Origin of the sequence: Bifidobacterium sp. B4142 (assembly GCF_026537325.1) — a bacterium.
Classification (GTDB): Bacteria; Actinomycetota; Actinomycetes; order Actinomycetales; family Bifidobacteriaceae; genus Bombiscardovia.
In genome coordinates, this window is sequence record NZ_JAFNMJ010000002.1 from 139093 (window position 1) to 162349 (window position 23257).

A 23257-nucleotide genomic window follows, 5' to 3' on the forward strand; every position below is an offset into this window, starting at 1 on the left:
CTCAGACCTTGCGCAGAACGGTGACCACCTTGCCCATGATGACGGCGTGGGTGCCGTCAATGGGGGAGTAGGCCGGGTTGTGGGGAATCAACCAAACGTGGCCCTCCTCGCGGCGGAAGGTCTTAACTGTAGCACCATCGTCCAGCAGGGCTGCAACGATATCTCCGTTCTCGGCCTCCTGCTGGCGGCGGACGACCACGAAGTCCCCGTCGCAGATGGCGGCATCGACCATGGAATCCCCATGGACCTCAAGCATGAAGAGCTCGCCGGATCCGGTCAAACGTTCCGGCAGGCGCATGACATCGTCCACATGCTGTTCGGCCAGAATGGGCTGGCCGGCGGCAATTCTGCCGACCAGGGGTACATCGCGTGACTGCATGATGGCCTCGTCGGCCTTTGCGTCAGGGAAAGGAACGATTCTGGCGGTTCCTGCGGTCGGCTCAGGATGGTTCTGGACCAGTTCTATGGCACGGCCCTTGTTTGCAGTCAGACGAATGTAGCCCAGATCCTGCAAGACCTGAAGTTGGTGCTTGACAGAAGAAGTACTGCGCAGTCCAGCGTCTCTGCCGATCTCCCTGTAGGAGGGCACGAATCCGCGCTCTGACAGGTGACGCTTGATGGCTTCCAACACCCTGGCCTGTCGATCGGTCAGCTCAGGCCTGGATCCTTGATTCGGGCTCTCAGTGGTGGCGGCGTTTTCTTTCGCTTCGTTTTTGGCTGAGGTCTCGGCCTTTTCCTGAGAGGTTGCGTTGTCAGTGGTGGTGGACTGGCTGGCGGAGCTCATGGTCGCAGACCCGGCAAAGGGGATGGTGCTCACTGATGGCTCCTTTCCTTGGAAACTGAACCCAGCTTAACCTGCCTGAAGTGAAAAATCAAACAAATGTTCGAATCGGTCTTGCCAAATGACGACTGCAGTGCCACAATGAGAACATCTGTTCGATAGAACAAATGTTCGAAAGAGGTGTGCCATGGTTGTTCGTTCCTGCGCCAGTTCCCGCATGTCCGCGCCTTCGAACCTGTTTTCGGACTGCCGGACGCGTATCAGTGCTGTGTTCTCATCCATCATGGCTCGTCTGCGTGGAGCTATAACAGCATGTTTGTCCGCGCAGGGTTTTGCGAGCGTCACCATACGCAGATCTGTGGTTTTCCTAGCAGTGAGCGCCTTGGCCCTGACTGGGGTCGGATTGATGGCTCGTCCGGCAAGCTCCGCTCCAGGACCACAGGAGGTCGTCACCCGTACAGTTCGTCCGGGCGATAATGTCTGGTCCTATGCGGCCTCAATCACGCCGCAAGGCGAGGACGTCACTAAAAACGTAGACCGCATCATGCAGATCAACAATATGTCCTCACCCAATCTGCGCGTTGGGGACCGAATTCTGATTCCCAGCGACGAGTGAGGCAGTGATCTTCGGTTCAGGAAATCACCAATGGGGCTTCAATAGCTTGTCGACTGGAAAAGGGTAACTAGCTGAGTTTGAGGAGTTTGTCCAGTGTTATACGCTGATAGGCCCGGTATACGTGGGTCTTGAGGTTCTTTGGCGCTATGATAGTGCACATGCACTGTCCTTTCTGCCAAAATCCCGATACCAAGGTTGTGGATACGCGAATCAGCGACGACGGCCATGCCATCAGACGCCGCCGTGAGTGTCCGCAATGCTCGCGTCGGTTCACCACGGTGGAGACCTCAATCCTCCTGGTTATGAAGCGCTCAGGCAATGCCGAGCCCTTCAATCGGGACAAGGTCATTGCTGGCGTGAGGAAGGCCTGCCAAGGTAGGCCCATTGATGAAAATGACCTGAAACTTTTGGGCCAGCAGGTCGAAGAGGATCTGCGTTCGCGTGGCCTGGCACAGGTCGATTCGGAAGAGGTCGGCAGGGCTATCCTGAAGCCTCTCCGGGAGCTGGACGAGGTGGCCTATCTGCGCTTCGCCTCGGTCTACCGCAACTTCAGCAACCTGGAGGACTTCCAGCAGGCCATCGACACCCTGCGCGCCGAAGACCAGTCAGCTGAAGAGCAGTCTGCTACTGCACAGTCCTGAATTCGGCTATTCGGGCACCGGCCATTCTGCCTGCAGCAGGCGAGCAGCTTCCGTCATTGTGTGACGGGGCTGGCCTGTGACTGGAAGTGAACGCGGTGCCAGGCCTGATACTGGCCCGGCACTAGATACTTCATCCCAGGTTCAATAGTTTCTGATCCCCGGAAGTTTGGGCAATGACCAGCTCCTGAGTGGGGCGCGTCATGGCCACATAGAGGTCAGACGCTGCGCTCAGCCTGGAAGGAGCCTCATCCTGAATGGCACCAGGCTCCACGAGAACCACGGCATCAAACTCCAGGCCCTTGGTGTGGCCGGTGGTCGTGACCGTGATCTGATGCTCCTGAGCCTTATCAATATGCAGGCGCGAGCTGACTTCGGCTTGCAGGGCGCTGGGAACGATGATGGCCAGGCGTCCGGTGCCGTCCTTGCCCAGATGACGTTCCGCCAGTTCGCGCACCAGGTCAGGCAGCTGGTCCAACAGACTGACCCGATCCTCTGCCCGTAGGCGGCTTACCGATCCTTCCACCTCGCGCACAGCCTTGAGGGTCGAAACCTCAAGGCCCTCGGAGGCTGCGAAGGAGGAGGCCAGGTTGGATACCTGACGAGGGTTGCGATAGTCGATGGTCAGCTGCCGCAGATCCCATCCATCCGGTCCGAAAAGCGCGTCCATGGTGGAGGCCCAGGACCGGGTGCCACCCAGTGCGGCCGTCTGCGCCACGTCCCCGACGATGGTGAAGGATCGGGAGGGACAGCGCCGGACCAGCATCCTCCAGTCCATGGCTGTCAGCTCCTGGGCCTCGTCGACCACGATGTGCCCGTAGACCCATTCGCGGTCGGCGGCCGCCTGAGTGGCTGCCTGGTTCTCGTCCTGGCCGTTGATGGAATCAAGCAGCATCTGCGAGGTCACGATGCCCGTTCCGATGCCATTCTGGGCCAAGGTGTCGCTGGCAAACCGTCGTTCCTCATCGCGGCGGGCCTTTTCAGCCTGGTCGCGGTCCGCCTGACGGGGGTCAGGGCCCAACAGCTCCATGGCCTCATCCAGGATGGGAATGTCGGATACGGTCAGTTCGGCGCCGTCCTGGCGGGTCAGCAGATCAATCTGTTCAGGAGTCAGCCAAGGGGCGAACCGGCGCAGACGATCCGGCCTGGACCAGAGGTCATTGACCAGCCAGCGGGGGTTCATGGGCAGCCAGGCTAGATTGAGGGTCCGCCGCACCTGGTCGTTCAGTCTCAGCAGGGAGGTGAGCCGGGCGAGTTCCTCGGCTCCAGGCTGATAGTCCACGCCCTCGGCATAGCGGGCGGTCATGGCGTTCAGGGCCGAACGCACGAAGGTATTCCTGGCTTTGTTGTGGGGCTGGTGGCTGCGTCGGGCATCGACCAGGGCCTGTTCCAGGTCGACCGCCAGCATAGGGACGGCCACCCCATCCACCTTGACCGTGGGCAGGGAGGCAGGCACCCGCTCCCGGGAGGCGACGGCATTGGCTACGGCCTCGGCCATGCGGATGTCTCCCTTGAGCCGGGCCACGTGCGGGTCCTCCTGGCGTTCGGTGCTGATGCCGGGGATGAGGTCGCCCATGGTGCGGCTGAGCACTCCGGTCTCGCCCAGGGAGGGCAGGACCTGATCAATATAGTGCAGGAAGGCGTTGCTGGGCCCGGCGATCAGCACGCCTGAACTCTCCAGTCGACGCCTATGGGTGTAGAGCAGATAGGCCGCCCGGTGCAGGGCCACGGCCGTCTTGCCGGTGCCCGGCCCGCCCTGGACCACCAGTGGACGGGTCATGGGGGAGCGGATGATCCGGTCCTGTTCAGCCTGGATGGTGGCCACGATGTCGGTCATCTGCCCGGTGCGCCGGCTGGACAGGGATGCCATGAGCGCGCCCTCGCCGGCCAGGGTGCCGCCCTGGGCCGCCTTGTCCACTTCTGGGGCCGACAGGTCCAGAACCTCATCCTCGATGCCGGTGACTTGGCGGAAGTTAAGGGTGATGTGCCTACGCATGACGATGTCGCCGTGGTCCGCTGGAGTGGCCTCGTAGAAGGGGCGTGCGGCCTCGGCACGCCAGTCGGTCAGGATGGGCTCATGGTTGCTGTCGAGCAGGCCCAGTCGTCCGATATATCGCCGACCGCCCTGGGCAGTATCCAGTCGGCCGAAGACCAGACGGTCCTCCATGGCTCGCAGTTGGGTGAGCCGGTCCTCGTACATGTTGGCAAAGGAATCCCGTTCGGTGCGCTGGGTGGGGGAACCGTGGGAGCCGGCGGCCCGAACCGCGTCCAGTCTGGTCCTGGCCTGCGTCCGCAGCTCGTCCAGACGGCCGTAGGCCCTGTCCACCGCCGTCTGCTCTTCATGCAGCTGTGAGGAATAGCTCGACATGTGCGTCCGTTCTGTGGAATGTTCAAAATCGGATGATCCAATATACCGCCCGTCCTCTACTTTTTCGGTTCAACTGACCCTTGGCCGTGCCCTCTTTACCGGGTGGCGAAACGCCGAGGTGAACCCTTCGGCGGGGCGAATGGTTGGGTTTGGGCCTGAAGTGGTGTCAAGGTGGTGAGCAATGGGGATAAGTGGGGTAAAATGGGGAGCACTGCGTAGGGGACGCTACCCGGTGGGGCCGTCCCATGGATACCAAACTGGCATTGGAGGTGGGGCATGGCCGATACATACGACGCAGATGCCGCCTCGCCTTCCCTGCCGCCCATGCTTCTGGGCACCTACACCCCCAAGATGGATGCCAAGGGCCGCCTGGCTCTGCCCGCCAAGTTCCGCGCTCAGCTGGGTCAGGGCCTGGTCATGGCCCGTGGCCAGGAACGCTGCGTCAGCCTGCTGCCCACCGAGGAATTTCGGCGGATGGCCGTGCGCATCCAACACACCTCCATGGGTGACAAATCGGCCAGGGACTACCTGCGCGTATTTCTGTCAGGCGCCGTCGACCAGGTCCCGGACAAGCAGGGCCGCATTCTGGTCCCGCCCATGCTGCGCTCCTATGCACGGCTGACCGGCCGCGTCGTGGTCATCGGCGTGGGCACCCGTGCTGAAATCTGGGATCAGGATTCCTGGACTGCCTACCTGGAGAGCAAGGAGCAGGGCTATGCCGACATTGCCGATGATGTTCTTCCGGCGGTGGATTGCTGATGGAGGCCCTGATGTCAGAACGCAATCCTCTCGACCAGGAGGCCGTGGACAGCGGCAAGGTCCACCGTCCCGTCCTACTGGAACGCTGCCTTGCGCTGGCTCGGCCCGCCTTGGAGCACCCTGGGGCCGTGGCTGTGGATTGCACGCTGGGCCTGGCTGGTCACGCCACCGCCTTTCTCAAGTCCTGCCCTGAGGCCCGTCTTATTGGCATAGACAGGGATAGCCAGGCCCTGGATCTGGCCACTGGCCGGATGCGCGACGAGGGCCTGGCCGACCGTTTCACGCCGGTTCACGCCCCCTTTGATCAGCTGGACCAGCAGCTGGATGCCCTGGATGTAGGCCAGGTGGACCTGGTCTTCATGGATTTGGGATTGTCTTCTCTGCAGATCGACCAGCGCGACAGGGGATTCACCTACCGTCAGGATGCTCCGCTGGACATGCGCATGGACACCAGCCAGGAGCTGACGGCTGCGAAGGTCCTGGCCGAGTACGACCAGGACCAGCTGGCTTACATCTTCTCCCGGTATGGGGAGGAGCGCTATGCAGGACGCATCGCACGAGCCATCGTTGAAGCCAGGCAGGAGCAACCGCTGACCACCTCGGCCCAGCTGGACCGTCTGGTCGATAGGGCAGTGCCGCGTGGCCACCGTCCTCCTGGCAATCCGGCCAAGAGGGTCTTTCAGGCCCTGCGCATCGAGGTCAATGGAGAGTTGGATCGTTTGAGGCGCACCCTGCCCCAGGCCATTCTGCGGCTGGCCAAGGGCGGTCGTCTGGTCGTGGAGTCCTATCACTCCCTGGAGGACCGCATGGTCAAGCGCTTCATGGCGCCAGGGCTGCATGTGGATCTTCCTGCAGGCATGCCGGTGGTGCCCGATCAGGCCCGACCCTACCTGTCGGACCTGACTCATGGTGCTGTTAAGGCCGATGCGGCCGAGCGGGAACGCAACCCCAGGTCTGCTTCAGTGCGCCTGCGGGCTGTTGAGAAGATCGGAGCCATCCCCGAGGAGCGTCGTCGTCGGCTTCAGGCCGAGGCCCGTGGGCAGGGCTCAGCCGGTCACCATCGTCATGTCGGCCACGGTTCGGAATCGAGGCGCCGGTCATGACCATGCCAGCACGTTCGGTCCGTTCCAAGACATCTGCGGACAAGGGTCATCCTCGCATCCAGGAGATGCCCACCAGGCCTGAGCTCAGTCTGATCAAGGGCACAGGCAAGGCCCGCCGTCCCGAACGAGGTCCATTTGCTGAGGGGGCTCGGCGTCTGATCGGCTGGACGCGGACCCGCGGCAATCCTCTCTTGCGCATCATGACCTCCGTGATCTTTTTGGCCGCCTGCATGTTCGGATCCCTGATGCTGCGTACCCAGATGGTCCAGGACTCCTTCGAGGCCACCAGGGTCCAGCATGAAATCAGCAATCTGACCCAGGACGTCCAGGATGACCAGAACAAGCTCGACCAACTCCAAGCCTCCCTGCCGGACAAGGCCCAGCAGTTGGGCATGCAGCCCCAGCAGGGCCTGAACTCCATCGATCTGCAGGGCTACAAGCCCCCTCAGGATGCCCAGAGCAAGGCGGGGCATCCATGAGCGGCAACGGAACCAAACGCTCCTGGCACCTGTCTTTCTGCAAACGTTCCTTGTCTGTGGGTCTGATTCTGGTCCTGGTGGCCGCCTTGGCCCTGGGTAAGCTGGCCTATATCCAGCTCTTCGACGGAAGGTCCATGGCGCAAGCGGCTGCGGCGGGCCGCACTGTGCCGCACACCATCAAGGCCCAGCGTGGCCGCATCCTGGATGTCAATGGCCGGGTGCTTGCCCAGAGCCTGGAGCGGTACAACATCATCGGCGACCCCGAGGCGGCCGCCTCCTTCATACCTATCAACTGCACCAAGCGCACAGGCAGTGACTGCCATAGCATCAAAGGCCATCCGGTGGGCGCTGACGGTGCTGCCGGCGTGGCCCGCCTCCTGGCGCCGGCCCTGGGCATGAACGCCATGGAGCTGGGCGGCAAGCTCAGCGTCCCTGGACGGTACGTGGTTCTGGCCAAGCGGGTGACTCCCGAGGTCAAGCGCTCCATCGACAAGCTGGGGCTGCAGGGGATCATCACGGCAGAACTGAGCAGTGAGCGCACCTATCCGCATGCGGATCTGATGGGAGCCCTGATCGGGGGCATCGACGACAGCGGCAAGGGCGTGGCCGGGATCGAGCAGATGGAGAATCGGCAGCTGACCGGTACTGACGGTTACACGGTCTACCAGCAGGGAATGCTTGGTCAGGAGATCCCCGGAACCGTGACCCGTCAGCGCAATCCGATCAACGGCAAGGATGTCACCCTGACCGTTGATCAAGACGTTCAGTGGTACGTCCGTCAAGCCCTCAAGTCAGGCTGTCAGCGATTTCATGCCGACTGGGCCCTGGCTGTCGTCCAGGACACCCGCACCAACGAGATCCTGGCCCTGGCCGACACCGATGACTACCAGGCGGGCAGCGACCAGGCCAAGGTCAACTCCTCGCGGGCGGTGGCGGAGACCTTCGAACCCGGTTCCATCGGCAAGACCATCTCGATCTCCGGCATGCTCCAGGAGCAGGTGCACTCCATGAGCGACCGCTTCACCGTGCCCGACCACATCACCGTGGACAACCAGCAGTACAAGGACGCCTTCGACCATCCAGCCGAGCACTGGACCCTTGCCGGCATTCTGCAGAATTCCTCCAACGTGGGCATGGTCATGGCCGGCGAACACTACCCGGACCAGAAGCGCTACGACTATCTGACCCGTTTTGGCATCGGCCAGGCTTCGGCACTAGGTCTGCCGGGGGAGTCCAAGGGCCTGCTGACTTCGCCTCAGACCTGGGATCGGCGCACCCGCAATACGGTATTGTTCGGCCAGGGCTATGCCACCAACGCCATCCAGCTGACCAACGTCATCGCCACCCTGGCCAACAAGGGGGTCCGCGCTGATCAGACCATCATCCACGGCCAGGGTGCCGTCAATGCCAACCGGGTGAGGGTAGTGGACGAGAAGGTGGCGGCTACCGTTATGAATGGCATGGAGTCAGTGGCTGAAAAGTACCAGAATACGGCCAAGGTAGAGGGCTATCGGGTGGCCTCCAAGACGGGCACTGCCGAGGTGGCCGACAGCTCGGGCGGCCTGGGTGGCATCATCAGCGACTGGGTGGGCATCCTGCCTGCTGACGACCCTCATTTTGTGGTCACCGTGGTGCTGAAGAATCCCCACAGCAGCGATGGCGTTTTCGGCAGCATCACCGCCGGTCCCATCTTCGCCCAGATCGGTGAATTCCTTATGCAGAAATACCAGGTCCCCACGTCCCCGCCCAGAACCGATGCTATCCCGGTAACATGGTGATACCGGCAGGCATCATGGCGTTCCCGGACGAAGGAGAGATTGCAGCATGAGTGCGCTGAGTGAATCAATCTCCCGACGACTGACCCTGGGTCAGCTCAAGGGGCGCTACGGGCTGACCTTGGTCCCTGATTTCGCTGAACCAGTTACGGTGACTTCACTGGTGGACGACCTGCCCTCAGTGCGGCCCGGTAGCCTTTACGTGCCTGCAGACCGGCAGGTGGACCAGGGCATGATTGAGGAGGCTGAGCTTCGCGGCGCCTATGCGGCCCTGTTGCCGACCTCGGCCCGTCAAGAGGTGGGCCGAGCCCGTATACCCCTGCTCTTCGGTACCATGCATGCCTGGCAGATGGGCCAATTGCTGGCCAATGCCGCCGGTGATCCTTCAGGAGCCTTGGCTGTCTTCGCTTTGGTCGGTTCCCAGGTGCAGGACCAGGTGGATCTTTTGGCTGACTTCCTGCATGTGCTGGGCAATCCTGTCGGCATTCTCAGCGCCAAGGGCTCATACTCGCTGGACAGGCGACTGGATCTGGAATATCCCTTGAGCATGTTCGATGTGCAGCGCAGTCTGTCCATCGCCCTGGAGGATGGAGCGGCCGCCGTGGTCATATCCGTGGACGATCAGACCCTGGCCAGGGACGCTTTGCAGGCAGTGGATCTGGATGTGGTGGCCTTGGGCGCCCAGGAGGGCTCCACCCGCGATATGCGGCACGTTCGGCTGATTTCCAGGGCCCGTCGATACGGGTTCAACCTGGGCGGGCATACCATCGTGGCCAAGCGTAACGAGGAATCCGATGGGCTGGCCCGCCAATCCCTGCCCGCCGATGCGAATAGTGACGATCTGTCCCTGTGCATCGCCATGACCATGGCCGCCGGCGTCAAACGCAACAACATCAGGAGCGCCCTGCGCGTCTCCCGCGAGATGTCCTGAGAGGTGAGGATGAGTCAGTCTGTAAGGGCCGGGTCCATGCCCATGACCCTGGATGAGGTCGTCGAATATGTGCACGGTCGGCTGGTTGAAGTCGGTTCTGGTCGTGAACCTGACCGGCGGTCCGTGCGCATGCGGGTGGTGACCGACTCCCGGCAGGCGGGGGCTGATGGCCTCTTCGTAGCCATCAAGGGCGAGCATGTGGATGGCCATGACTATGTTCCCGGCCTGGGAGCCAAGGGCTGCCGCGCGGCCCTGGTCGATCATCTCGTTCCGGGCGCTGACCTGTCCCAGATTCTCGTGGACGATACGGTTGCTGCCCTGGGGCTGCTGGCCCGGGCCAATATGGACCGTCGGCGTGCAGCGGCAGAACCCTTTACTGTGATCGGCATCACCGGATCCGTCGGCAAGACCACCACCAAGGATCTGCTGTCCTCTCTGCTGGCACTCCTTGGTCCGGTGGTGGCCCCTGTCGGGTCTTTCAACAACGAGATCGGCCTTCCTCTGACCGCCTTGGAAGTGGGGCCCGACACCCGATATCTGGTGGCCGAGATGGGCGCTAACCACGTGGGTGAGATCGCCCGGCTGACCAAAATGGTTCCCCCGGACATGGCTCTGGTCCTCAAGGTGGGAGTAGCACACCTGGGTGAATTCGGCTCCGTAGAGCGCATCGCCCAGGCCAAGAGCGAGATCGTGCAAGGCCTGGTGCCGGGCGGGGCCGCCGTGCTCAATGCCGACGATTCCCGGGTGGCCGCCATGGCTGATCTGGCCTCTGGGTCTGTTCTGCGATTTGGCATGGCCGCTGATGATGGCGGGCAGGACCGCGACCTGGATGGCTCGGCTCGCTACCTGGACAGCGACAGTCTGGACAGGCCGGCCTTCGAGCTGCGTCTGCGTGGCCAGCAACCAGTGCGGCTGCGTCTGGGCATTCCGGGACGGCACAATGTCATGAATGCTCTGGCTGCCGCCACGGTAGCCCACGCCTTGGGTCTGGACGCAGAACGCATCGCCGATGAGCTGGGTCGGCAGCGGCAAATAAGTCCGCATCGGATGGCTTTGTCTTCGGTCCGGTTGCCGGATGCCTCCTTCACCCTGATCGATGATTCCTTCAACGCCAATCCCGATTCCGTGCGGGCTGGTCTGGACGCCTTGGCTACCTGGAGGGGATCCGATGGCCCGGTCTATCGGATAGCCGTCCTGGGGGTCATGCTTGAGCTGGGCGATCGAGGCGAGCAGCTGCACCAGGAGATCGGCGCCTACTGCCGTCGGTTGGGCATCGATGCATTGGTTGCGGTGGGCTGCAGGGATCAGCAGATGGACAGGTTGGTTCATGCCCTTGTCCGTGGTGCTGGTGGCCTATCTGATCCCAGCGAGGAACAGTCTGGGGCCATGTGCGTTCTCTTCGCCCAGGATGCTGACCAGGCCGATCAGATGGTCCGTCGCCTGTGCGCCAGGCATCCGGACCGGCAAAATCTTGTCCTGCTCAAGGGTTCGCACATGTCCGGCCTGTCCGGTCTGGCCGACCGCTGGCAGGGCTGAGCCATGAGTGCACTGGTATACCCGCAGCGGGTTCGAACGTTCAAGGACAGAATTCAAGAGTTGGAGTACACACTGTGATTGCCCTCATCATCGGAATCCTGGTCGCCCTGGTGGTGACGCTGGCAGGGACCCCCCTGCTGATACGGCTGGTCCACCGATTGCATTACGGCCAGTACATCCGCCAGGATGGGCCCAAGTCCCATCTGGTCAAGCGTGGCACCCCGACCATGGGCGGGTTGGTCATCAACCTGGCCATCCTGCTGGGCTGGGCAGCCTCGGCGCTCTACCGCTACCTGTCCCGGGGGGAGTCCGTGTCCCTGTCGGCCATGCTGGTTCTGTTTGCCATGCTCTCCATGGGCTTCCTGGGCTTTATCGACGACTTTGCCAAGGTGCGTAAGAAGCAGAATCTGGGCCTGTCGGTCAGGGCCAAGTTCATCGGCCAGTTCATTCTGGCCACCATATACGCGGTGCTGGCCCTCAAGCTGCCCACCAAGAACGGCTATCCCAGCGCTCAGGCAGGCATATCCTTCGTTGAGCACCCTATTATCGACTTCCGAATGGCGGGCAGCGTCCTGTCCGTGGTGCTGTTCATTATCTGGGTCAATCTGTTGATGACGGCCTGGAGCAATGCGTTCAACCTGACCGATGGCCTGGACGGTCTGGCCTCGGGTTCCTCCATGATTGCCTTCGTGGGCTATACGGTCATTGCAATCTGGGAGAGCTACCACTTGAAGGGTGGCGGCCATCCCGGCCATGCCTATGCGGTCTCCGACCCCTTGGACCTGGCCATCATCGCCTGCTGCGCCGCCGTGGCCTGCTTCGGCTTCCTCTGGTACAACACCAATCCGGCCTCCATCTTCATGGGGGACACCGGATCCCTGGCTCTGGGCGGGCTTTTTGCAGCCCTGTCCATCGCCACCCATACCGAGCTTCTGGCGGTCATCCTGGGCGGACTCTTCGTGGGCGAGGCCGCCTCCGACGTCATCCAGGTGGGTTACTTCAAGCTCACTCACAAGCGTGTCTTCAAGATGGCGCCCATCCACCACCACTTCGAGCTGATGGGTTGGCAGGAGTCCAAGGTGGTTGTCCGGTTCTGGATGGTGGACCTGATCTTCGTCCTGCTGGCCCTGGTCTGCTTCTATGCAGACTGGGTGGTCCGTTCCGGGTTGCCTATCTGAGTGCGTCCATTCACGGTACCGGACTTCGGCAGCCGGTATCATGCCAAGCAGATGCCGGAGCTAGCGGAATGAGGTGTTCATGGATATGGACTTGAGCCAGAAGCGTGTACTGGTTGCCGGGTTGGGCATTTCCGGACGGAGCGTGGCCGCAGCCCTGCGAGGCCGGGCGGCCGGAGTGACTACTGTGGATCAACGCGCCCCCCAGGCCGATCTTCATGACTTCGACCAGGTGGACTGGAGCCAGGTGGACCTGGTCATGGCCTCGCCCGTCTTCAATCCGCGCACCCCATTTATCCTTGAGGCGCAGCGTCGTGGCATCCCTGTGGTCAGCGAGGTGGAGATGGCTTGGATGCTGCGGGTGCCCGCAGCGCGGACCGGCCGGCCAGCCCCCTGGATCGGAATCACCGGCACCAATGGCAAGACCTCCACCACCAGGATGGTCGCCGCCATGATGCAGGCCAGTGGGTTCACGGCCCCTGCGGTGGGCAACATCGGCAAGGCCGTCTCCACAGCCGTCCTGGACCCCGACAATGACATGCTCTGCGTGGAGCTGAGCTCCTTCCAGCTGCACTTCACCTTCTCGCCGGCCCTGGAGTGCGCGGCCATCACCAATCTGGCCGACGACCACCTGGACTGGCACGGGGGCTTCGAGGCCTATGCGGCCGACAAGGCGCGCATCTACCAGGGCGTGCGCAAGGCCTTGGTCTACAACGCTGATGACTCCCGGGTCTCCGATCTGGCCAGACAGGCACAGCCGGCTCCCGGCTGCCGACGGGTGGGCTTCACTCTGGGTCGGCCCGAGCCTGGGCAACTGGGCGTGGAGGACGGCTGGGTCATAGACCGCAGCGGATTGACTGGTCAGAACCCTGAGGAGGGCGTCCGGCTAGTCCGGGTTGCCGACCTGGCGGATCTATGCGAGCCTGACGGCACGGTCTACCCCCATCTGTTGGCTGATGCCCTCTGTGCCCTGGCCTTGGCACTAGGAGCTGGGGCCAAGGTCGACGTGGCCATCGAGGCCATGCGTACTTTCACACCCGGCGACCATAGGATCAGCACCGTGGCGACCCTGGGCCAGGGTTCGCAGGCCATCCGTTTTGTAGACGACTCCAAGGCCACCAACGCCCATGCCGCCGAGGCTTCTCTGGCCAGCTACCATGACGGCCAGGTGGTCTGGCTGGCAGGCGGGTTGGCCAAGGGTGCCCGCTTTGACGATTTGGTTCGGTCCCGCAGGTCCAAGCTGGCTGCAGCCGTGGTCATCGGCCAGGATCAGCAGCCCATGGCCCAGGCCATCAAGGACCAGGCGCCCGATCTGCCGGTGACTTTCATCGATCCTGGTGCCGGCGATCAGGTTATGGCCCGGGCCGTCCGTGCGGCTGGCTCCTATGCACAGCCTGGCCAAGTGGTTCTGCTGGCCCCCGCCTGCGCCTCAATGGACCAGTTCGCCTCCTATGCCGACCGGGGTGACCAGTTTGCCCGGCAGGCCGAACAGTGGGTCCACGAGCATGAAGCGCGACACTGATCCGCACAAGGATCCCTCCCGGGGGTCTGGCGGCAAGGGGAACTACCGGGGCTGGCGGGCCATTCTCAACCCGCTTTGGTGCTACTACGGCTTTTTGGCCACGGTCGTCGCCACTACGGTTTTCGGCCTGATGATGGTCTTTTCCTCCTCGGCTGTGGATCTGGTGGCCCAGGGCAGCTCTCCCTGGAGCCAGGTTATTCGTCAGAGCATATACGCCGTGGTGGGGCTGTTGCTGGCCCTTCTGGCTGTGCGGATCAGCATCGACCGCTACCGGAGCTGGAGTACGGGGTTTCTGATTGTCAGCCAGGGTATTCAGCTGCTGACGCGTACTCCGCTGGGGCGGTCCGCCAACGGCAATGAGGGATGGATCTCGGTGGGGGGCATCTCCATGCAGCCGGCCGAGCTGCTCAAGCTGGCCCTGTGTCTATGGCTGCCCCAGGCCCTGATCGAAGCCCAGCGGCAGGCTGGCAAGGATTCCGACCTGAAGAGCCTGGCCAAGGCCTATGCCAAGCCTGCCGCCGGTTTTATCGTCAGTTTCCTGCTGATCATGCTGGGCAAGGACCTGGGAACGGCCATGATCATCGTCATTATCGGCTTCGTGGCCTTCCTGGTTTCGGGCTTCCCCCTGCGCTGGCTGCTCAGCCTGGCAGTTCTGGGGATGGCCGCGGTCATCGGCTTTTCGGTCTACGGCAACAGCAACCGGACCCAGCGGATCATGGCCGCCTACGGCAAGTGCTCGGCGGATGACATTCAGGGTGTCTGCTACCAGTCCATACACGGGCTGTATGCTATGGCCTCGGGGGGTCTGACCGGGGTCGGGCTGGGCAACTCCAGGGAGAAGTGGAACTACCTGCCCGAGGCGCATAATGACTTCATCTTCGCTGTCATCGGCGAGGAGCTGGGCTTTGTAGGGGCGGCCATGCTTATTCTGGTCTTCGTGGTCATGGGCTGGTGCATGCTGAGGATCGCCCTGACCACCAGGAACCGGTATGCGGGCATGGTGCTGATCTGCCTGGATGTGTGGCTGGTGGGTCAAGCCCTGGTCAACATCTGCGTGGTTCTTGGCCTGTTGCCGGTCATCGGCCTGCCCCTGCCCTTTGTTTCGGCTGGAGGGACCGCCCTGATCTCCTGCCTGGCTTCGGCCGGAGTGGCCCTGCAGATGATTCGGACTCAACCGGACGTGAAGGCGGCCACGGACGGGTCCTGAGATAGGGAATGGATATGGCAGAAAGGAAGCGGATTCGCGGATGACGACAGCGACGAGGACTGAGAACGGGATGCCTGGGGACGGCCAGGAGCATCCCGGAAAAGGTGCTGGTCCCCATCTGGTGCTGGCCGGAGGGGGGACGGCAGGGCATGTCAACCCTCTGCTCAGTGTGGCTGCGGCCATTCGGGAGCGCTGCCCCCAGGCTGCTGTCAGCGTGATCGGTACCGCTGTCGGGTTGGAGCACGACCTGGTGCCGGCCGCCGGACTGCCCCTGGACCTGATTGAGAAGGTGCCCTTCCCTCGTCGTCCCAGTAAGGCCGCTCTGGGCTTCCCTCGGCGTTGGCGGCATGAGGTGCAGCGGGTTCGAGGCTATCTGCAGGATCGGTCGGCCGACCTGGTTGTCGGCTTTGGCGGCTATGCCTCGGCGCCGGCCTACAGGGCTGCACGGAACCTGGGTCTGCCCATCGTCGTCCACGAGCAGAACGCCCGGGCAGGCATGGCCAACAAACTGGGCGCTCGCTGGGCTGATTTTGTAGGTACGGCCTATGAGGATACCGGCATCCGAGCCCGGGCCGGAGTGCCCGTGCGCCGCGTGGGTCTTCCCCTGCGGCCGGCCATCGCCCGACTGGCCAAGCAGATGGAGACCGATCCCATGGGCGCTCGCAGGAAGTCTGCACAGTCCTTGGGTTTGGATCCCGATAGGCCCATCCTCCTGGTCACCGGGGGATCCCTGGGTGCGCTCAGTCTCAATACGGCGGTGGCTGGCGCGGCACGGCAGCTACTGGATCAAACCCAGGTCATCCATTTGACGGGCCGTGGCAAGGCCGACCAAGTCAGAGAGCAGGTGGCGGCTGATCTGGGCGATGGGGTCATCAACGATTTGGACCCGGCTCACCAGGGCCAGGGAGATTACCATATGGCCGAATACTTGGAGCGGATCGATCTGGCCTTCGCCTGCGCCGACTTGGTGGTCTGCAGGGCTGGTGCCGGTTCTGTCAGTGAGCTGGCTGCCCTGGGTGTACCTGCCGTCTATGTGCCCCTGCCCATTGGCAACGGTGAACAGCGATTCAACGCCCAGCCAGTCGTTCAGGCCGGGGGAGGCCTTATGGTCGATGATGCGTCACTGGATGCCAAATGGGTGGCCGAGCACGTCCCTGCTCTTATGGCTGATAAGGATAGGCTGGCTGACATGCGCCGCCGGGCCTGGGGGTACGGGATTCGCGACGCTGCTCAGGTAATGGCCGAGCAGATTCTGACCATGGCCGGCCAACACATTGCCCGCAAGGACTCAGGGAGGGCCTAATCGGGCATAATGGAGGCAGGCGACGGGCGACCCCGTCCTGGATGGTCCTGAACTGTTGGAGGAGATGCAACTACTGTGCCCAAGCATGAATTGAATACCGTGTCCGGTCGGCAGGACGGCGGCGACCGGTCCCTGCCGGTTCTGGACCCCTGCCTGCCTGCCTTGGCCCAGGCCGGAGTGCGCGACCCCAAGGATCTGGGGCCTACACACTTCATTGGCATCGGTGGGGCTGGGATGAGCGTGCTGGCCGAGATGCTCCACCAGGAGGGGGTGCAGGTCTCGGGCTCCGACCGCGCCGAGGGGGGCAAGGCCCGCCGTCTGCGTCAGCTGGGAATACCGGTCACCATCGGTCAGGACGCCAGCAACGTGGCCGGGGCCCGCACAGTGGTTTGGTCCAGTGCCATCAAGCCCGACAATCCAGAGATTCTGGCTGCTCGTGACGCTGGTGCCCGACTGGTTCATCGCAGTGACATTCTGGCCTTGCTCATGGCCTCCAGGATTTCGGTCACCGTGGCTGGTGCCCATGGCAAGACCACCACCAGTGCACTCTTGGCCCACCTGCTGACCAAGGGCGGCCAAGGGGATCTGGCCGATCCCAGCTACGCCATCGGGGGCAGCCTTCAGAGCGACCAGGGGCCTATGGACGGAGGGCATGTGGGAGCCGGACGGGTCCTGGTGGCCGAGGCGGACGAGTCCGACGGCAGCTTTGGCAAGTACACTCCCGACATCGCCATCATCACCAACGTGGAGCCCGACCATCTAGACCACTACGGTACGGCTGATGCCTTCCATCAGGCCTTTGTGGAACATGCCCGGCATGGCCGCCGCTTCCTAGTGGTCTGCGGGGACGATCAGGGCGCCCTGGAGGTGCTGCGGCGGCTGCACGGGGACTGCCGGGCCAAGATCATCGTCTATGCCTCGGATCCTCAGCTGAATACTGACTCCCTGCCCGGGGTTCTGGGCCTGGTCCGCATCGAATCCGAGTCCGAAAGCAGTGGCAGCGGTCGTGAGCATTGCCGTCTGGCTCTCCCGGCGCAGGTGCTCCAGGCTGCAGGGTTGGATGCCGGCAAGCCGCTTGATTTGCAGGTGGACTTGGCGATTCCCGGCATCCACAACGCCCGCAATGCCGCCGCGGCCATCATCGCCGCCATCCTGTTGGGAATGGATCCCGATACGGCCGCCGCTTCTGCCGCCGACTTCCGCGGGGCCTCTCGACGCTTCGAGGTCCGCGGAATCCAGCATGGGGTCACCGTAGTGGATGATTACGCCCATCATCCTACGGAAATCGCTGCTCTGTTGACCGCCGCCAGACGGCGTTATCCGGGGCAGACCATCAGGGTGCTCTTCCAGCCCCACCTGTATTCGCGCACAGCCATCTTCGCTGACCGGTTCGCAGATGCTTTGTCTCTGGCGGACGACGTGACCGTCACTGACATCTTCCCTGCCCGTGAACTGGCCAGTGATTTTCCGGGCGTGGATGCCGGGACCATTCCCGCGGCTGCCCGCAAGGCATCGAACCAGGAGTCCCGAGATTCCGGGAAGAGGTCGACCGGAGCTGTCTTCCGGGCCTGCCCGGACATGCATCAGGCCGCTCTGGATCTGGCCGAGCGGGCGGAGCCTGGGGATGTGATCCTGACCGTAGGCGCTGGCGATGTCACAGCCATGGGACCGGTCATTCTCGACAAGCTGGCTGAACGGGACGAACAGTGAAGACCGGTAAGGGTCGCAGCGCCTCAGGTGGAGCCTCTTCCAGGACCAGGGCTGTCCGGGCTGCCAAGGCCGCACGGACAGCCCGGTCTGGGCGCACCAAGTCTTCGAAAGAGGAACCGCGGACCGGTAGAACCGCCAGATCAGGCAGGTCGACCGTTTCCGATGCTGCTGAACTGGCAGGTCACCGGTCTAAGGCTGAAAGGACAGGCGGCCGGGGCAGGCGTCTTAAGCGGTCTAAGCGCTTCAAGGGTCGTCCGAATCGTGCCAAGAATGCAGGGGGATCCCGGACACGTAGTCCAAGGTCGGCCTCCTCATCATCCCGCTCGCTGGTCAAAGGCAGCAGTGCCTCAGCCTCCAAGTCTGTGACATCCAAGTCTGCAGAATCTCGTTCGACGAGTTCGGCCGGCGGATTCGTCGATGCCCGGACCATACCGCCGGATCGACCCGTCTCAGGCAGGATAGGCAGCGACCAGGAGGATCAGGGGCTGGGGATCTTTGTTCGGCCCAAGGTTCTGGACTTTCAGGCCCGGGTGCGCGAGAAGAAGAAGGTCAGCCGCAGGCTGGTTCTGATCCGAACAGCTGTCGTCGTCCTGGTCATGGCTCTTATTGCAGGACTGTCATGGTTGCTCTTTCTCTCGCCGGTCTTCCGCCTACAGATTGACAAGATCGGTGTCAGCGGCGGCAATGCCTGGGTGTCCAACGATCGGGTGGCTTCAATCGTGGCCCATCAGGGGGATCGCTCACTGTTGCTGATTTCCACCAATGGCGTCGAGGAGGAGATCAGTGGCATGGCCGGGGTGACCGATGCCAAGGTCCGCAAGAGTTTTCCTCACGGTCTGCAGGTGACCTTCGATGCCCAGGAGCCCACTGCGGTCTTCAAGGATGCGCAGGACAAACTGACGGCCGTCGACAGACAGGGGAGGGTGCTCAATACTGTGTCCAAGCCGGTGAAGGGAGTGCCGGTCATCCAGGTGTCCACCGTCAATCGTGCCCAGCAGGATCAGGCGGTCAGGCAGACCCTGCGGATTCTGTCGACCATGCCCGAGGCCATGCGTCATTCGGTGACTAAGGTGACTGCGGAAACCCAGGACTCTATCACCACTGAGCTGGACCAGGGCAAGCATGTCATCGTCTGGGGCGACGGCTCCGACCTGAAGCTCAAACAGGCCGTGGTCGACAAGATCATCAACGATCCGTCCAAAATCGGCGACAAACATCAGCTGGATGTGTCGGCGCCCCTGCGGCCCATCGTCAAATAACCGCTGAAGAGGTCGCCGTCTTCATCAGTTTGTCGGTGTCCAGCAGGATGGTCACAGGGCCGTCGTTGACCGAATTCACTCGCATGTGGGCACCGAAGCGTCCGACGACAACAGGGACACCGGTCGCGGCCAGGGCCCGGTTCAGGTCCTGCCAGACGCTTTGGGCGTGTCGGGGCTCTCCGGCTGCCATGAAACTGGGACGGTTGCCGCGACGCAGATCCGCATAGAGGGTGAACTGGGAGATGGAGAGGATGGAGCCGCCGCAGTCCAGGACCGACCGGTTCATTCGGCCCTCCTCGTCGGAGAAGATGCGCATCCGGGTCAGCTTGCGGACGGCATAGTCCACCTGGTCAATCCCGTCTTCATCCTGGATGGCCACCAGAAGCAAGAGGCCCGTGCCAATGCTCTGGGGTTTGAAATCGGGATCCGGCTGCCCCTGTTCGTCGACAACATCGACTCGGGCGCGGCTGACCCGCTGTATGACGATTCTCATGCTTCCAGTCTAAAGACTTTAGGCGTTGTTGTAGTGACGCAGAGAAAAGCTGGACCGGTACCTGGTTGGGGTCAGGCCGGAGAACCGTTTGAAGACCCGCATGAAGTACTTGGGGTCGTCATACCCGCAGGCCTCGGCTATCTGTCTGACGCCCATGGAGGTCGACAGGAGCAGCTCCTGCGCCCGTTCGATGCGCACCCGCCTGATCTGTCCAGTGATGCCCATGCCGAACCGTCGCTTGTATATGGTCGACAGGTAGGAGGGCGAGTAGTTGAAGTTCTCTGCCACGCTGCCCACACTGATCCGGTCGCAGGCGTTGATGCGGATCCAATCCTGGATCTTCTGGAGGGTGCTGTCCTCGTCGTCCGCTTTTTGAGGGTCCTTTGGTGCAGGCCTTCCCATGGAGATCTCAATGAGCAGACAGGTCATGAAATAGCTGCAGTAGGGGCTGGGATCCGGGTAGGTGCGCTGATAGATGTCGAGCAGCTGGTTGAACATGACGGTCACCCGGTTGTTGTCTGCCAGACGAAAATCCAGGGGCAGCACCACGCGTGCCGCGCCCTGGTCCTTTCCGTCACTCTGTTCGTCGGGCAGGCCCTGGGCCCGTTGCCAGTCGGGCAAGGTGAAGTGGGCCCAGTAGAAGGTCAGCGGCTCCTGTCCCAGCCGTCGACTGCCCTCATGAGGGATGCTGGGAGGGATCAGCAGCAGGCCGCCTGCCTTCAGATCATGATGCCGCCCGGCTACGGTCAGCGGGAGGACGCCCTCTTCAACCAGAATCAGCTCAAAGCTGTCAACGGTGCGGCGCTCGTGGATCCATCCGGGGGTGCCGATGAAGCGTCCGGCGGATTTGAAGACCGCCGCATCGTTGGGGAAACTTGTGATGATTGCCTGATCCGTGCTGACCGTCCTTCCTGTCGCTGAAACCTTGGCCTTAGAACGCGGTCAGTGGCTGGCCACTTCGACGTAGGCATGATAGGGCTGGTTTTCGTCAATGATCCAGAGGGGGACAAATTCCAGGCCGCTGTCCCGGTGACGGAAGACCAGCTTCTCGCCCTGGCGCTCGAAGGCGGACCCGGGATCCTTCCGATTGATGTCCAGACTCTGCATATCGGTGCTGGGACTCAAGGCGGCAAGCACGTAAGGGCCCCAGGCCACGGCGGCCAGGGAGGGTCTGTCAGGGGTGCCGATCAGCCGGATAGTCGGGTCGAACGTCAGCGTAACGGTGGCCCCTGACCAGGAATCCAGCCCGCAAGCGCTCGCCTCCAAGATCGCTACAGCCGGGTCGGTGCCCATGAGAGCCTGGGATGCCGGGGCTCCGTCGATGTCGATGTGGACTCTGCCACGGGTCCAGGCTGGAACTCGCAGAGCCAGGTGCGGTCTGTCCAGGGCTTCTATGGTGATGGTCACCTTCTCGGGGTGGCGGTCGTTCACCTTCATGCTCAGCGCCATCTTCTGGTCGATGTCGTTCAGGCTGCAGGGCAGATACTGCTCGATCCACAGGGTCGTTTCATCCGTGTAGAAGGCTCCATCGGCGTAGTAGAAGTGCGATTCCAGGCCAGTGCCGTGACAGCAGCTGTTCTCCTCGTCGAACTTCTTGCGGCCGCCCGGCTGGGTGGGGAAGAAGTAGAGGCTGCCGCCTTGGGGCACATGGTCGGTGCCGGCAGCGATGTGGTTGAGTGTGGTCAGCTCAGTGTAGTCTGCATAGGTCTGGTCGGGATCGAAGGAGAACAGGAGCGCCGACAGTTTGAGCAGATTGTAGGAGGCACAGGATTCGGCTGTGTTGTCCTTGAGCAGGGCACCGATCACATCGGGCTGCTGGAACATCTCCCCCTGACCGGTGCCGCCCATGGCGTAGATGTGATGGCCCATGACCGACTTGAGGAAGAATTCGGCTTGATGCAGGTAGTAGGGCAGGCCGGTATGGCGGAAGAGCTCCACCGAGCCGATGACCTGGGGGATGTGTTGGTTGCCATGCAGCCCGCCTAAGGCATCTACTTTCTGACGCATGGGGACCATGAGGCGGTCGTTGTCGAAGAGGCGGGCGGCCTCCAGGTGCTCACGGCGTCCGGTGATGGCATACAGATGGGCCAGGGATTCGTTCATGCCGCCGAACTCACCGGCGATGTACATGCTCCACATGTTCTGCAACTGCTCATGGGGAAGCCGGTGGACGCGGTCATAGACCCAGTCGCCCAGATCCGAGGCCACTCGCAGAGCCGTTTCATTGCCTGCGAAGTGGTAGGCGTCGATCAGGCCCGCCAGAATCTTGTGCAGAGTGTAGTAGGGCGCCCAGATAGTGGGGTAGGGCGCGTACTGTTCCAGCTTGTCGAACTGGCTCTCGTCGTAGGCAGACAGGAAGCCCGGCTTGGTGGTCCCGCCCTTTGCGAAGGCGGCCTGGACCTCGGCCAGTCCGTCGACCAGATAGGTCAGCTTGGCCTGGATGTCCTTGTCGCCGGTAGCGGCATACCCCAAAGCGTATGCGGACAGGACATGCCCTGTGGTGTGGCCGCGCAGGTTGGAGTCCGGAGCGTCCCAGCCGATCATGGGCTTGGCTCCCTTGGTGTCCAGGTGGGAGGCTCGGCGGAACTCAACCAGGAGCTGATCGTCGTCCAGGGTCTTCAGAAAGGCTATCCGTCGGCGCTGGTTGTCTGCCAGCATTCCATCGCCGGTCAGCCGAACCCGGCTGATAGGCACGCGGCGGACCTTAGGGCTGGAATCCACTGGCTGTTCGGGGTCTTCGTCAATCACCTGAACCTTGCATTGCACACGGATGCCGCTGCCGTCGATGGATCCTTGGAAGTCGTGTTCACCGGTCTGCCCGTCCCGCTGCTGAACGCCTTCGTCCCAGTTGACCCGCTGGGAGACTTTCTGTCCGTCCTTGGTCAGTACGGCCGTGAACATGGGCAGATAGTAGGTAGCGCCCTTGCGAGCCTTGATCTCGATGGGGTAGACCTTGCGCACTTCGATCCTGTTGGGCATCTGCAGCACGGTCACATCAAAGCTGCGCTGGGCCCTGGCCTCGCCCTTGGTGACGGTCGCGGTCAGGGTCACGTTACGGTCGCCTCGACCGTATTCGGGCTGATTGACCTTGCCCTGAGGATTCACCCATCGATCGTCGCTGCTGGCCCATTCGATGGTGGCTTCCTCCACCCCTTTGGTCGGCAGCGTCAGGTCAAAGTCCACGGTGCCTGTGTTGCCGATATATATCCGACGGGCTGTCTCGTCGACGCAGTCCTGATCAGTGTGCATGGGTGATGTCATGATGAATTACCTACTCCCTCCGCTGACGGGCGGATTCTGGCCGGTCATGCTCTCCATCGGGTCGTCTCCGATCCGTCGGCGCCGCTCTGCCCTGATGCCTTTGCGCGCCTTACCTCATCAGTTTATGGACGGCTGCCCTATCGAGAAGGTGGGGGATATCGTCGAATGGGTGGACAATCTTGTGTCTTTGGTTTGGAGTCGTTCTGGTTAGCGTCTCTTTCTTCGTAATCCTTTGCCATGGCGCGGTTTCCGAGCAAGCTACAACTTGTCGGGGGGCCTTGTCGAGTAGCGTTCAGACAGCATTACCAAGAAATATCCACCTTTTTCCCTTCGGTTTGCAC

General features: G+C 62.5%; 19 protein-coding genes. 14 read left to right on the top strand and 5 right to left on the bottom strand.

Going from position 1 to position 23257, the window contains the following annotated elements; all coding sequences use genetic code 11:
• Position 1: 1 nt before the first annotated feature.
• Positions 2-817, bottom strand: coding sequence for a transcriptional repressor LexA (gene lexA / locus J3U06_RS05065; protein WP_267400676.1), 816 nt, complete (start codon positions 815-817; stop codon positions 2-4).
• 337 nt (positions 818-1154) lie between these two features.
• Between lexA and J3U06_RS05070 the strand changes: the two genes are divergently transcribed.
• Complete coding sequence (locus J3U06_RS05070; RefSeq protein WP_267444501.1) at positions 1155-1397, top strand: LysM peptidoglycan-binding domain-containing protein; 243 nt, start codon at positions 1155-1157, stop codon at positions 1395-1397.
• 158 nt (positions 1398-1555) lie between these two features.
• On the top strand, positions 1556-2038 hold the full coding sequence (gene nrdR, locus J3U06_RS05075; protein WP_024627226.1) for a transcriptional regulator NrdR: 483 nt from the start codon (positions 1556-1558) through the stop codon (positions 2036-2038).
• A gap of 130 nt (positions 2039-2168) precedes the next feature.
• Here nrdR and J3U06_RS05080 read toward each other — a convergent pair whose 3' ends face one another.
• A complete protein-coding gene (locus tag J3U06_RS05080; RefSeq protein WP_267444502.1) occupies positions 2169-4403 on the bottom strand; it encodes a HelD family protein in 2235 nt (744 codons plus the stop codon).
• Between the two features lie 276 nt (positions 4404-4679).
• On the opposite strand from J3U06_RS05080, the gene mraZ reads away from it, so the two are divergent.
• The 12 genes from mraZ to J3U06_RS05140 all read left to right on the top strand — a co-directional run bounded on the left by mraZ (position 4680) and on the right by J3U06_RS05140 (position 19162).
• Positions 4680-5162: a division/cell wall cluster transcriptional repressor MraZ gene (gene mraZ / locus J3U06_RS05085; protein ID WP_267444503.1), complete on the top strand. Its 483-nt coding sequence runs from the start codon at positions 4680-4682 to the stop codon at positions 5160-5162.
• A gap of 11 nt (positions 5163-5173) precedes the next feature.
• Positions 5174-6265: a 16S rRNA (cytosine(1402)-N(4))-methyltransferase RsmH gene (rsmH, locus tag J3U06_RS05090; protein WP_267444504.1), complete on the top strand. Its 1092-nt coding sequence runs from the start codon at positions 5174-5176 to the stop codon at positions 6263-6265.
• Positions 6262-6744, top strand: a complete 483-nt coding sequence (locus tag J3U06_RS05095; protein WP_267444505.1) for a hypothetical protein — start codon at positions 6262-6264, stop codon at positions 6742-6744. Before rsmH ends, J3U06_RS05095 begins: the two co-directional genes overlap by 4 nt.
• The gene (locus J3U06_RS05100) at positions 6741-8522 is read left to right on the top strand and encodes a peptidoglycan D,D-transpeptidase FtsI family protein (protein ID WP_267444506.1); all 1782 of its coding nucleotides are present in this window, start codon (positions 6741-6743) and stop codon (positions 8520-8522) included. Before J3U06_RS05095 ends, J3U06_RS05100 begins: the two co-directional genes overlap by 4 nt.
• Positions 8523-8568: 46 nt before the next feature.
• On the top strand, positions 8569-9450 hold the full coding sequence (locus tag J3U06_RS05105; RefSeq protein WP_121914017.1) for a UDP-N-acetylmuramyl peptide synthase: 882 nt from the start codon (positions 8569-8571) through the stop codon (positions 9448-9450).
• A 9-nt stretch (positions 9451-9459) separates the two neighbouring features.
• On the top strand, positions 9460-10986 hold the full coding sequence (locus J3U06_RS05110; RefSeq protein WP_267444507.1) for a UDP-N-acetylmuramoyl-tripeptide--D-alanyl-D-alanine ligase: 1527 nt from the start codon (positions 9460-9462) through the stop codon (positions 10984-10986).
• A gap of 74 nt (positions 10987-11060) precedes the next feature.
• Positions 11061-12164 carry a phospho-N-acetylmuramoyl-pentapeptide-transferase gene (gene mraY / locus J3U06_RS05115; protein WP_267400657.1) on the top strand — a complete coding sequence of 368 codons (1104 nt, stop codon included), beginning with the start codon at positions 11061-11063 and terminating at the stop codon, positions 12162-12164.
• A 79-nt stretch (positions 12165-12243) separates the two neighbouring features.
• Positions 12244-13683: a UDP-N-acetylmuramoyl-L-alanine--D-glutamate ligase gene (gene murD, locus J3U06_RS05120; RefSeq protein ID WP_267444508.1), complete on the top strand. Its 1440-nt coding sequence runs from the start codon at positions 12244-12246 to the stop codon at positions 13681-13683.
• A complete protein-coding gene (locus tag J3U06_RS05125; RefSeq protein WP_267431339.1) occupies positions 13667-14890 on the top strand; it encodes a peptidoglycan glycosyltransferase FtsW in 1224 nt (407 codons plus the stop codon). Before murD ends, J3U06_RS05125 begins: the two co-directional genes overlap by 17 nt.
• A 70-nt stretch (positions 14891-14960) precedes the next feature.
• Positions 14961-16193 (top strand): UDP-N-acetylglucosamine--N-acetylmuramyl-(pentapeptide) pyrophosphoryl-undecaprenol N-acetylglucosamine transferase, encoded by a 1233-nt coding sequence (locus tag J3U06_RS05130; protein ID WP_267444619.1) that lies wholly within the window; start codon positions 14961-14963, stop codon positions 16191-16193.
• Positions 16194-16292: 99 nt separating this feature from the next.
• Complete coding sequence (gene murC / locus J3U06_RS05135) at positions 16293-17903, top strand: UDP-N-acetylmuramate--L-alanine ligase (RefSeq protein WP_416378936.1); 1611 nt, start codon at positions 16293-16295, stop codon at positions 17901-17903.
• Between the two features lie 362 nt (positions 17904-18265).
• Positions 18266-19162 carry a cell division protein FtsQ/DivIB gene (locus J3U06_RS05140; protein ID WP_267444509.1) on the top strand — a complete coding sequence of 299 codons (897 nt, stop codon included), beginning with the start codon at positions 18266-18268 and terminating at the stop codon, positions 19160-19162.
• On the opposite strand, the gene dtd is transcribed toward J3U06_RS05140, so the two are convergent.
• From dtd to J3U06_RS05155, 3 genes are read right to left on the bottom strand one after another with little or no spacing between them, the layout of a single operon-like run.
• Positions 19155-19655, bottom strand: coding sequence for a D-aminoacyl-tRNA deacylase (gene dtd / locus J3U06_RS05145; protein WP_267444510.1), 501 nt, complete (start codon positions 19653-19655; stop codon positions 19155-19157). The two genes, J3U06_RS05140 and dtd, sit on opposite strands and share 8 nt — an antisense overlap.
• 18 nt (positions 19656-19673) lie before the next feature.
• A complete protein-coding gene (locus J3U06_RS05150) occupies positions 19674-20540 on the bottom strand; it encodes an AraC family transcriptional regulator (RefSeq protein WP_324123886.1) in 867 nt (288 codons plus the stop codon).
• Between the two features lie 57 nt (positions 20541-20597).
• Positions 20598-22916 (bottom strand): beta-L-arabinofuranosidase domain-containing protein, encoded by a 2319-nt coding sequence (locus J3U06_RS05155; RefSeq protein WP_267444511.1) that lies wholly within the window; start codon positions 22914-22916, stop codon positions 20598-20600.
• Positions 22917-23257 lie beyond the last annotated feature (341 nt).